Below are 11,734 nucleotides of genomic sequence, written 5' to 3'. Positions count from 1 at the left end.
AGAGGTCCGCCTCTTTTCATATCCGCTTTCCAAGAGACCGGCCGATGCCCGACCATGCCCGTTCCGACCATCCGGCCGTCCAGGCGCAGCTAGACCGGCTATGGAGTCTGTCCCCCGGCGCGGATATATTGGGGCTGGAGCGGATCACGACCCTGCTCGGACGGCTGGGCGATCCGCAGCATCATCTGCCGCCAGTCTTCCACGTCGCGGGAACGAACGGCAAGGGCTCGACCTGCGCCTTTCTGCGCGCGGCGGTCGAGGCGTCGGGACAAAATGTGCATGTCTATTCCAGCCCGCACCTCGTCCGCTTCAACGAGCGTATCCGCCTGAACGGCCGCTTGATCGAGGATGATGCGCTGGCGACGGTGCTCGACGAGATCCTGGGTCATGCCGAGGGGATCGGCGCCAGCTTCTTCGAGGTGACGACGGCAGCCGCTTTTCTATCCTTCGCGCGCAATCCTGCCGCCGCGACGATCGTTGAGGTGGGCCTCGGCGGCCGGTTGGACGCGACCAATATCCTGCCGCCGCCCGCCGTCTGTGGCATCGCGGCACTGGGCATCGATCATGAGGCGTTTCTGGGCCGCAAGCTGACCGACATCGCGCGCGAAAAGGCGGGAATCGCCAAGCGGGGCACACCGCTGGTGACCATGGATTATGCCCGCCCCCTGCGAGATGCGATCGCCGACGTTGCGACGGCCGCCGGGGCACCTGTCTTCGCGCGGGGACAGGCCTGGTCGAGCACGTCGACGCGTAGCGGCGTGTCCTATCGGGACGAGCAAGGCGAACTTACCCTTCCCCGGCCGGGCCTGACAGGGGGACACCAGTCCCGCAACCTGGCGCTGGCGGTGGCGATGCTACGGCATCAGCAGGCCCTGACCGTCTCGGATGAGGCTCTCAAGCAGGCGGCGACCGGCGCCCGATGGCCCGCCCGGATGCAACGTCTGGGGCGTGGGCCGCTGACGCAGGTGCTCCCCGTTGAAACCCAATGCTGGCTGGACGGCGCGCATAATCCTTCCGCTGCAACACCGGTGGCGCGGACCATGGCGGCCTGGCGTTCCGAGGGGCCAAGCGCACTCGTTCTTGGGATGCTGGCGAACAAGGAGGCCGGGCCGGTCCTGGAAAAGCTGGGCAGCATGGTCGACCTGATCGTCACCGTGCCCGTACCCGATCACGTGTGTCACGCACCCGACAACTTGGCGGAACAGGCTCGCGCCCTGGGACTGAAGGCAATTTCGGCCGGTCATCCTTCCCAAGCGCTCGCCCTTATCACCGAACGGCTCGACACCCCGGCGCATGTCCTGATCGCTGGTTCACTATACCTGGCCGGACAGGTCCTCGCCGAGAATGACGAGACGCCGCAATGATGCGACGAGGCGACGGCACCACCTTCCTTATTTGCGATTGACTATCAATAGCGACCGTATAGCATGGGGACCGTAATCACGGAGTCCCTCGCCGATGGCCGAAACCACCACCCTTGCCGCAGCTCTGCCTCACATGCTGCCGGCCTGCCCCCACGCCCGGATTGCCCTGTTCGCGATACGTCGGATGGGCGCACATGGGCTGGCGGATGCCCGCGCGTCGCACACACTGTTCACCATGTTCGGGCAGGACTTCCGGCGCCCGCTGATCCTGATGCGGACGCTGATGGCCGATCTGGCCGCCCATGCCTCGGGCCAGATCGCCATCGCGCCGTGTTGCTGCGCGCGGATGACGGCGGCCGAGGCGGCGCTGATGACCATCCTGTCCCAGATGGAAACGGCACCGCAAAAGGCGCATTTCTTGATGACCGATCTGCTCGGCGTTCGGCGGGTCGACAGCGTCCTGGCGAGCGCCGCCGCCGTCGCGGCGGCCTTCGCGGACGAGGGGCGGCCGATCAGTTACTGACTGGTGCCTCATGACGGGCGTCGCCCTCTCCGGCGACGCCTGCGCTGCCGATCGAGCGATCGACCAGGCCCGACCGCGCCATCCACCAGAACAGCAGGACACCCGGCACCGCGACGACCGTGGTCAGCAGATAGAAGTCGACATAACCGAACTGCTCGACCAGCGCCCCGGCCGTCGTACCGCTCAGGATACGCCCGACCACGCTCGCCGCCGCCGAGATCAGCGCATATTGCGCGGCGGTGAAGCGCAGGTCGGTCAGCGCGGAGAAATAGGCGACGACGGTAACCCCGCCGATCCCGCTGGAGAAATTCTCGAACCCGATCGCGCCCGCCATGCCCCAGTTGGAATGGCCCAGTGCGGCCAGGCCCGCAAAGGACAGGTTGGAGACGGCCATCAGGATCAGGCTGATGAGCACCGATCGCTTCATGCCCAGCCGTGCGTAGAGGACGCCGCCGACGAAGACGCCGATCAGCAATGCCCAGAAGCCGACACCGACGTCGTACAGCGCGATCTCGTCCTTGCTGAACCCCAGGTCGTTGAACAGCAGGCGGAAGGTCAGGTTGGCGAGCGTATCGCCGATCTTGTGGACCAGGATGAAGGCCAGGATGACGAGCGCGCCCTGACGACGGAAAAACTCGGCAAAGGGGCCGACGACCGCGCGGACAATCCCCTCGGCCGGGCGCGTGGCGGTGATTTCGTTATGGCGCTTCGGCTCGCCCATGAAGAGCGCGGTCAGCACGGCGGGCAGCGCAAAGGCGCAACTGACCATATAGGCCACGCTCCACCCCGCACGGGTCGCGATGACCAGCGAGAGGGAGGCGACCAGCGCCGAGCCGATCCGCCAGCCATATTGGCCCATGCCCGCCCCCACGCCCAGTTGGCGCGGCTCCAGCAATTCGATGCGATAGGCGTCGATCACGATGTCGAAGGTTGCCCCCGCACCCCCCAGCGCCAGGGCCGCCATCGCCGTCTGCGCCAGCGACACGCGTGGATCGGCCAGGCCCAGACCAATCGCCGCCGCACAGACCAGGCCTGCCACGACCAGCAGCCACGAGACACGCTGGCCCAGCCGGTGGAGAACGGGGATCTTCACCCCCTCGACGATCCAGGCCCAGAGCCATTTCAGATTATAGGCCAGGATGACGAGCGCAAAGGCGGTGACGCTCTTCTTCTCGATCCCCGCTTCCGCCAAGCGGCTGGCCAGCGTGGCGTTGATCATGGTCAGCGGAAAGGCCGACGATATGCCGAGCGCAAGCGAGGCCAGCGGTGCTGGCTCGACATAAGGCCGCACTCCGTCCAACCAACGCGCACTCGCCATAGACCCGCTCACCCTATCGGAAAGCGGGGACCCTATAAGGCTTGGCCATCAGGGGCAACGGGGCCGGACGATCCGGTTCGGGCGAAAAGACGAAAGCCCGATGGCAGGCGGCCCGGCGCCTTGCCTGCACGGCGCTCCTCGATCGCATCGATCGCACCCAGCAGCTCGCGCGAACCATAGGGCTTCATCAACAGACCTTCGGCGAGTTGCTCGACGCCATCGGGCGGCGTGCCGGTGATGAACAGGACGGGAATGTCGCGGGCATGGGCGGCCCGTGCAACATCGACGCCGCTGCCGTCCGCCAGCCGGACATCCGCCAGGACCAGATCGATCCCGGCACCGCCATCGATCAGGGTGACGGCCTTGCTGACCCGGTCGATGGTGGCGACCACCTCGTACCCGGCATCGGTCAGGACGTGTTCGGTATCGAACGCGACCAGCGGCTCGTCCTCGACGACGAGCAGTTTGACCAGCTGTCGTTTCTTGCGCCCGAACAATCTCATCCCTCTATCGGCCTGTCCTGCTGTCCCGCTCGCTCGCGTAACGCTTTGTCCGCCGGAAACGACGCAATTAATTTCCTTTGGTCGACACCCTCTGTATCAGCGTGGATCATGACATCAGATCAACGTATAGCAAAGCTGCTCGCGCGGGCAGGAGTCGCGTCGCGCCGCGAGGTCGAGCGGATGATCGCCGAGGGCCGGATCGCCCTGAACGGCGTGACCATCGACACCCCTGCGACGCTTTTGTCGTCGCTCGATGGCGTGACCGTGGATGGCGAACCCGTCGCGGCGCCCGAGCCGACACGCCTGTTCCTGTATCACAAGCCAACCGGGCTGCTTGTCACCGAGCATGATCCCGCCGGACGGCCGACCATCTATGACCGCCTGCCCGAGGGATTGCCGCGTCTGGTGCCGGTCGGACGGCTCGACCTGAATACCGAGGGGCTGTTGCTGCTGACCACCGATGGCGGGTTCAAGCGCCAGCTGGAACTGCCCGCGACCGGCGTCGAGCGCACCTATCGCGCCCGCGCCTACGGCGACATCACCCAGGCCCAGCTGGAAGAGCTGATCCACGGGATCGAGATCGACGGCATCCGCTATGGCCAGATCGATGCCAATCTCGAGCGGCGGACCGGTGCGAACGTCTGGATCGAGATGACGCTGCGCGAGGGCAAGAACCGCGAAGTTCGCCGCGTGCTCGAGCATCTGGGGTTGCAGGTCAGCCGGTTGATCCGTCTGCGCTACGGTCCCTTCGTGCTGGACGAATTGCCGGTGGGTGACATCGGTGAGGTACGGGGTGCCGATATCGTCGAGTTCCGGCGATCGCTGGAAGGCGGCATCCCCGCCGATGCAATCAAGCCTGCGAAGATCAAGCCCGGCTTTCGCACGCCGCCGACGCGCGCTGCGGGTGAACGCCCGGCTCGCGCCGGGTCGGGCGAGGCTCGTGGTGGAGCAAGCGACCGCCCACGGGCGCAGGAGCGGATGGGGTCCGGTGAACGGAGCCGCCGTGACGAAGGGCGTCCGTCATCGGCCTATGGCAGGGGCGATCGTCCAGCCCGTGAAGGCGTCCGAACCGACCGACCGCGCGAAGGCGCGAAGCCCTATGGCAAGGCGCCGACGAACGAACGTCCCGGCTTTGGTGGGCAGCGCTCATCCCGCTTCGACGATCGTGCCGAACGCCCTGCGCGTGACGGTGTTCGCTCCGATCGGCCGCGATCGGGTTCCAAACCCTTTGCGAAATCCCCGACGGGCGAACGGCCGGGCACCAGCGGCCAGCGGCCGGCACGTTTTGATGACCGGGCCGAGCGGCCCGCCCGTGAGGGTGGGCGTTCCGATCGATCGCGTCGCGATGCCAGGCCTTTCGGCAACGGTGCCCCCGGCGAACGCTACGGATCCGGTGGACAGCGGCCATCGCGCTCGGAAGACCGGGGCGACCGTCCGCCACGGGACGGCGCGCGCTTTGACCGTTCGCGCGGCGACTCCAAGCCCTTTGCCAAGCCAGCCAGCGGAGAACGCTCGGGTCCCGGGGGGCAGCGCCAGCCGCGCTTCGACGATCGCGGCGATCGCACCGCCCGTCCGTCGCGCGGCCCACAGGGTTCGTCCGGTCGTTCCGGTGGCCCGTCGCGGCCGGACTCGCGTGGCGGAGGACGCCCGAACGGTGGCGGCTCGCGTCCCGGTCGGCCAGGAGGGTACCGCTGATGCGCGTGATCGCCGGACAATGGCGCGGACGCCCGCTTGTCGCGCCCAAGGGTGACGTGACCCGCCCCACAGCCGACCGGACGCGCGAGGCCTTGTTCTCGATGCTGACGGCCCGGCTGGGCGATTTCGAGGGGCTGGCGGTCGGCGATTTCTTCGCCGGATCGGGTGCGCTGGGAATCGAGGCGCTGTCGCGCGGGGCGGCGTCCTGTCTGTTCGTCGAGCAGGACCGCGCTGCACTAGACGCGCTGCGGGCCAATCTCGCCAGACTGGAGGCCAAGGGCGATGTCCGCGCCTCGTCGGTGATGGCGTTGGGGCCTGCGCGCGCGCCGCTCGATCTGATCCTGATGGATCCGCCCTATGCGACGGGTGCGGGCAGCGTCGCGCTCGACAAGCTGGCCCGGCTCGGCTGGGTGGGTGCCGGCACCTGGGTCAGCATCGAGACGGCCAAGCAGGAAGACGTCGAGATTGCGGGCTTCACCGTCGACGCCTCGCGCGTTCACGGCAAGGCGCGGCTGACCCTGCTCCGTCAGGCCTGATAGGCACCGCGCCCGCGCATCAGGGCGAGCCCGGCGAGGCTGAGCAGACCGGCGGCGACCAGATAGCCGCCGACGAAGTTCAGCCCGCCGCGCTCGGTCAACGCCTGCGCCGCGATCGGGGCGAGGGCGCCGCCGATGATCCCGCCCAGGTTGAACGTCATCGACACGCCGGTATAGCGCACCCCGGCCGGAAACAGCGCGGGTAGCCAGCCGCCGAGCGGGCCGTATGCAAAGCCCATGACGAACAGCGCCGCCGCCAGCCATACGAAGACGATCGCGAGCGACCCCGATCCCAGCATCGGCCCCATCGCGATCCCGACCAAGACGCAGCCCGCAAAGCCCAGCCGCAGCATGAAGGGCGCACCATGCCGGTCGGCCATTACGCTGGCGACGACGACGCCGAGCGCCAGGAACAGGATCGCAACCAGCTGGATGCCCAAAAACGCCTCGCGCGGGTAACCGAGCACTGTCGTTCCATGCCCGAGCGCAAAGGCGGTTGCGAGGTAGAAGATCGCGAAACAGGCCACCACCCCGCCCGTCCCGGCCAGCAGCGCGCGGCCATGCCCCTGGAGCAGCGTCGCGATCGGCACGCGTGGCAACGCCTCGGCCTTCTTGGCTTCGGCAAAATCGAGCGTCTCGGTCAGGCGCAGGCGGACCCACAGGCCCAGCAGCACCAATACCGCGCTCGCCAGGAACGGCAGGCGCCAGCCCCAGGCGCGGAATTGTTCGTCGGTCAGGATCAGGCCAAGGATCAGGAAAAAGCCGTTGGCCAGAATGAAGCCGACCGGCGCGCCGAGCGGCGGGAACATGCCCCAGGTGTTGCGCTTGCCCGGCGGGGCATTTTCCACGGCGAGCAAGGCGGCTCCGCCCCATTCGCCGCCAAGCCCAAGCCCCTGCCCCAGTCGCGCGATGCACAGCAGCAGCGGCGCGATCCATCCGGCCTGCGCATAGGTCGGCAGGAAGGCGATGGCGACGGTCGATCCGCCCATCAGCATCAGGCTGACCACCAGGGTCGATTTCCGCCCCACCCGGTCGCCGAAATGGCCGAAGGCGATGGCACCCACCGGTCGGGCCACAAAGGCGAGGCCGAAGCTGGCATAGGACAACAGCAACTGCGCCGTCGCCGAGGAAGCCGGAAAGAATAGCGGCCCGAACACCAAAGCCGCCGCCGTGGCATAGATATAGAAATCGTAGAACTCTACAGCCGTGCCGGTCAGGCTGGCCAGCAGGATATGGCGGTGCGACGGAGGCGAGGCATGGGTCATGCCTCGCTCGTGCAGAAGCGGACGCCCGGCGTAAAGCCTTATCCGCTTATCCCGCCAGCACGCGCGCTAGTTGCAGCAGCAGCCAATAGAGGGTGCCCGACAGCAGCATCGCGGCCGGCAGCGTCAGGACCCAGGCGAGCAGCATGTTGCGGATCGTCCGGAACTGAAGGCCCGCCCCATTGGCAACGGACGCCCCGGCAACGCCGGAGGTCAGGATATGGGTGGTCGACACCGGACGGCCGATATATTCCGCACCGAAGATCGTGGCGGCCGTCATCAGCTCGGCCGCGGCACCCATGCCATAGGTCAGGTGCGTCTTGCCGATGCGCTCGCCGACCGTCACGACGATGCGTCGCCAGCCGACCATCGTGCCCAGGCCCAGCGCCAGGGCGACCGTGACCTTCACCCATAGCGGGATATAGCGGGTGCCCCGCTCCAGCGACCCGGCATAGCTGTTCAGCGACTCGATCTCGGCGGCGGTGAAGCGCTGCTTGGCCGTCTCGCTCTTCGTCACCATGCGGGTGGTGTCGAGGACCAGATACATGTCGTTGCGCAGATTGGGCACGACGGCGGCGGGAACGCGGCTGAACGTGCCATAATTGCCGATCCGCTCGCCAATGTCGCGGGACAGTTCGGACAGGCCCGCATAGACCTTGGGCGTATCGATCGCCTTTTTCCGGACGCCGTCGACGACGTCTGCGCGCGCCTGATCGACCGAAATGGTGCCCTGTTCACCGTGCGCGGCATAGGCGGTCGCGGCGACCTGGGCGCTGCGTACGAAGGCGGGCATGGCGCTCTCGGGCAGCGTGCGGTTCAGTGCATAGGCGGTCGGCGCGCAACCGATCAGGATCAGCATGATCAGCCCCATGCCCTTCTGTCCGTCATTGCCGCCGTGCGCGAAGCTGACCGCCGTGCAGGTAAAGATCAGGAGCGCACGGATGCCGCGTGGCGGCGGCGTGTCGCCCTCCGGCTCGCGGTAAAGTCGCTTGTCGCGCAGGAAGCGCTTCATGACGAGCAGCAGCATCAGCGCACCGGCAAACCCGATCAGCGGGCTGAACAGCAGCGCGGACAAGACCTTCCAAACCTGCGCCATATCGACGCCGGACGTGCCGGGAATGCTGGACAGCAGCTGATTGGCGAGCCCCACGCCCAGGATCGAGCCGATCAATGCATGGCTCGACGAATTGGGCAGCCCGACGGCCCAGGTCGCCAGGTTCCAGAGGACGGCTGCCAGCAGCAGCGCGAAGATCATCGCGAACCCGCCGGCCGAGCCGACATGCAGCATCAGGTCGATGGGCAACAGCGTGATGATCGAATAGGCGACGGCCCCGGTGGAGCTTAGAACGCCCAGAAAATTGAAGAAACCGGACCAGACAACGGCCAGCGGCGCGGGCATCGAATGGGTGTAGATGACGGTCGCGACGGCATTCGCGGTATCGTGGAAGCCGTTCACGAATTCGAAGCCCAGCGCGATCAGCAGCGCCAGCCCCAGAAAAGCGAACACGCCCATCGCCATCGGCTCACCAACGCGGGCGGTGTCGACCGCAATGCTATAGCCGGCATAGGCAAGGCCACCGACCAGCAGGGCCGTAAACACCCAGCGGCCCATCGGATGGAGCCCGGCATCGAGGCGCGGCCCGCAAACGCGGGATTCGGATTGGCCACCGGCGAGCGCATAGGATGTCATGGCCAATCGCGTTGCGCCTTTCCGGTGACATTTTCATGACGGCGGCCCGGTCTCTTCGGGGCCACGCTGTCTCCCATCGGAACGCGACCGGGCGGTGGATCGAGCCGCCCGGTCGAGTGCCGTTCACGCTTTTAGTCCTTGCTGGCCAGCGCGACCGGGGCAGCGGTTGGCAACGCCGCGACCTTCTCGTCGCTGCGTCCATCATCATCTCCCGACGGCAGCGTGTGATGTCGGCATTGCGGCGTAGATCGAGATCGGTATGACGGACGTGTCGCTTTCGCGTGGCACAAAAGACGGCACGATGACGCATCCCGCGATGAAACAGGGCCAAGCCGAAATCACGGGTGGTTGCCCCCGCCGCAAACGTTCCCTAACTGTTCGCGATGACCGTGCCTCCCACCGATCCCGCCGCTTCGCTGGCCGACTATCCCTATCTTCGGACGTTGAATCCCGCGCAGCGTGAGGCGGTGTTGACCACCGATGGGCCGGTACTGGTGCTGGCGGGCGCAGGAACGGGCAAGACGGCGGCGCTGACCGCACGGCTGGCGCACCTTCTCTACACGCGCAAGGCCTGGCCGTCGGAGATCCTGTCGGTCACCTTCACCAACAAGGCTGCGCGCGAAATGCGCGAGCGCGTCGGGCGGCTGGTCGGCGATGCGGTGGAGGGGATGCCATGGCTGGGCACCTTCCACGCGATCGGCGCCAAGATGCTGCGTCGCCATGCCGAACTGGTCGGGCTACAGTCCAATTTCACCATCCTCGACACCGACGATCAGCTACGGCTGCTCAAGCAGCTTATCGTCGCAGCGGACATTGATGAGAAGCGCTTTCCGGCGCGCGCTTTGGGTGGCCTGATCGACGAGTGGAAGAACAAAGGCCTGGTCCCCGGCGATATCGACGCGGGCGAGGCCGAGCGTTACTCCAATGGCCAGGGCGCCGAGCTGTATCGCCAATATCAGGACCGGCTGCGCAGCGTGAACGCCTGTGACTTCGGCGACTTGCTGCTCCACATGCTGACCATCCTGAAGACGCACCGCGACGTGCTGGACCAGTATCAGCAGCGTTTTCGCTATATCATGGTGGACGAGTATCAGGATACCAACAGCGTCCAGTACCTCTGGCTGCGGCTGCTCGCCCAGGCGCGCAAGAATATCGCCTGTGTCGGTGACGACGACCAGTCCATCTATTCCTGGCGTGGCGCGCAGGTAGAGAATATCCTGCGCTTCGAACGGGATTTTCCTGGTGCCAAGGTCATCCGGCTGGAACAGAATTACCGCTCGACCCCGCATATCCTGGGCGCCGCGTCGGGCGTGATCGCCAACAATGGCGGGCGGCTCGGCAAGACGTTGTGGACCGAACTGGACGTCGGCGAGAAGGTTCAGGTGCTGGGGGTCTGGGACGGCCCGGAGGAAGCACGGCGGGTCGGCGAGGAGATCGAAGCCGCGCGACGGTCGGGTACGTCCTATGACAATATCGCCATTCTCGTCCGCGCCTCGCACCAGACCCGCGAATTCGAGGATCGCTTCATCGCGATCGGCCTGCCCTATCGGATCGTCGGCGGCTTCCGCTTCTATGAGCGGGCCGAAATCCGCGATGCGCTCGCTTACCTGCGCATCGTCAACCAGCCATCGGACGATCTGGCATTCGAGCGGATCGTCAATGTTCCCAAGCGCGGGCTGGGTGACAAGGCGCTGGCCAAGATCCATCAACTGGCGCGGGCTGAAGGACTGCCGCTGACGATCGCCTCGGCACGTATCCTCGACACCGATGAACTGACCCCGCAGGCCCGGCGGAGCCTGGGCAATCTGATCGGCGACATCGCCCGTTGGCGCGACATGGCGCGAGACCTGGCGCATCCGGAGCTGGCGCGGCAGTTGCTGGACGAGAGCGGCTATACGGCCATGTACCAGAACGAGAAATCAGCCGAGGCGGCCGGGCGGCTGGAGAACCTGTCCGAACTCGTCCGCGCGATGGAGGATTACGAGTCGCTCGGCGCGTTCCTGGAGCATGTCTCGCTGGTCATGGACCGCGATGGCGACCAGCGTGAGCCCGAGGTGACGATCATGACGATCCATGCCGCCAAGGGGCTGGAGTTCGATACGGTGTTCCTGGCGGGCTGGGAAGAAGGCCTGTTTCCGTCGCAGCGTGCGATCGACGAGGGCGGCACGCGCAGCCTGGAGGAGGAACGGCGGCTCGCCTATGTCGCGATCACCCGCGCACGGCGCAAGGCGGTGATCCTCCATGCGGCCAACCGCCGCATCTATGGGCAGTGGACGTCCAGCCTGCCGAGCCGCTTCGTCGGTGAATTGCCGCCCGAGCATATCGAGAGCGAGACGAGCATGACCGGCGGTGAAAGCCTGTGGCGGGCCAACTGGTCCGAACATGCCGATCCGTTCGCCAATGTCGGGCGCGGCACCGGGCGCGGGCCGGGCTGGCAACGGGCGGCGACGGGGCAGAATGCGGCCCCCGCCCGTCCCGCTCGGATCGTCGAATCGCGTTCGCCCTCCGTCGGACTGGGTCAGAAGGGGCGCGACGACCTGAATGTCGGAGAGCGCGTATTCCACCAGAAGTTCGGTTATGGCGCGATCGCGGCGATCGAGGGTAACAAGCTGGAAATCGATTTCGAGCAGGCCGGACGCAAGCGGGTAATGGACAGTTTCGTCACCAAGGGGTGAAAGCTTCCACCTTCCTCTCCTCGCAGCGAAGGTGGCAGGCCGAAATCCTGACGAAGGGGTGTCCCGTTGGAGAGATCGGGCTAACCTACAACCTGCTATACCCCTCCCCTTGCAGGGAAGGAACGGATTTCGATCCGACTTGGACCGCCGTTCAGGAACCATATTCTT

At 66.4% G+C, this 11,734-nt stretch carries 9 protein-coding genes; 5 read left to right on the top strand and 4 right to left on the bottom strand.

The window, feature by feature from the left end:
- Nucleotides 1-44: 44 nt before the first annotated feature.
- Together SP5_RS11945 and SP5_RS11940 are read left to right on the top strand one after the other, a co-directional pair.
- The gene (locus SP5_RS11945) at nucleotides 45-1,364 is read left to right on the top strand and encodes a bifunctional folylpolyglutamate synthase/dihydrofolate synthase (protein WP_042488868.1); all 1,320 of its coding nucleotides are present in this window, start codon (nucleotides 45-47) and stop codon (nucleotides 1,362-1,364) included.
- 94 nt (nucleotides 1,365-1,458) lie between these two features.
- Nucleotides 1,459-1,887, top strand: coding sequence for a DUF6628 family protein (locus tag SP5_RS11940; protein WP_042488866.1), 429 nt, complete (start codon nucleotides 1,459-1,461; stop codon nucleotides 1,885-1,887).
- Here SP5_RS11940 and SP5_RS11935 read toward each other — a convergent pair.
- Together SP5_RS11935 and SP5_RS11930 are read right to left on the bottom strand one after the other, a co-directional pair.
- Nucleotides 1,877-3,205, bottom strand: coding sequence for an AmpG family muropeptide MFS transporter (locus SP5_RS11935; protein ID WP_042488865.1), 1,329 nt, complete (start codon nucleotides 3,203-3,205; stop codon nucleotides 1,877-1,879). The two genes, SP5_RS11940 and SP5_RS11935, sit on opposite strands and share 11 nt — an antisense overlap.
- 32 nt (nucleotides 3,206-3,237) lie before the next feature.
- Complete coding sequence (locus SP5_RS11930) at nucleotides 3,238-3,708, bottom strand: response regulator (RefSeq protein ID WP_042488863.1); 471 nt, start codon at nucleotides 3,706-3,708, stop codon at nucleotides 3,238-3,240.
- A 108-nt stretch (nucleotides 3,709-3,816) separates the two neighbouring features.
- Between SP5_RS11930 and SP5_RS19785 the strand changes: the two genes are divergently transcribed.
- Both SP5_RS19785 and rsmD read left to right on the top strand, forming a co-directional pair.
- Nucleotides 3,817-5,403 (top strand): pseudouridine synthase, encoded by a 1,587-nt coding sequence (locus tag SP5_RS19785; protein ID WP_084220669.1) that lies wholly within the window; start codon nucleotides 3,817-3,819, stop codon nucleotides 5,401-5,403.
- The gene (gene rsmD, locus SP5_RS11920) at nucleotides 5,403-5,939 is read left to right on the top strand and encodes a 16S rRNA (guanine(966)-N(2))-methyltransferase RsmD (RefSeq protein WP_042488861.1); all 537 of its coding nucleotides are present in this window, start codon (nucleotides 5,403-5,405) and stop codon (nucleotides 5,937-5,939) included. Before SP5_RS19785 ends, rsmD begins: the two co-directional genes overlap by 1 nt.
- Here the strand turns inward: rsmD and SP5_RS11915 are convergent.
- Nucleotides 5,930-7,204, bottom strand: coding sequence for an MFS transporter (locus SP5_RS11915; protein ID WP_042488858.1), 1,275 nt, complete (start codon nucleotides 7,202-7,204; stop codon nucleotides 5,930-5,932). The genes rsmD and SP5_RS11915 overlap by 10 nt on opposite strands.
- Nucleotides 7,205-7,250: 46 nt before the next feature.
- A complete protein-coding gene (locus SP5_RS11910; protein WP_042488855.1) occupies nucleotides 7,251-8,891 on the bottom strand; it encodes an inorganic phosphate transporter in 1,641 nt (546 codons plus the stop codon).
- Nucleotides 8,892-9,274: 383 nt separating this feature from the next.
- Here SP5_RS11910 and SP5_RS11905 point away from each other — a divergent pair, with 383 nt between their 5' ends.
- On the top strand, nucleotides 9,275-11,566 hold the full coding sequence (locus tag SP5_RS11905) for an ATP-dependent helicase (protein ID WP_042488851.1): 2,292 nt from the start codon (nucleotides 9,275-9,277) through the stop codon (nucleotides 11,564-11,566).
- The last annotated feature ends 168 nt before the right edge of the window (nucleotides 11,567-11,734 follow it).

This window comes from Sphingomonas parapaucimobilis NBRC 15100 (genome assembly GCF_000787715.1).
Lineage (GTDB): Bacteria > Pseudomonadota > Alphaproteobacteria > Sphingomonadales > Sphingomonadaceae > Sphingomonas > Sphingomonas parapaucimobilis.
This window is presented reverse-complemented; position numbering and strand designations above follow the sequence as displayed.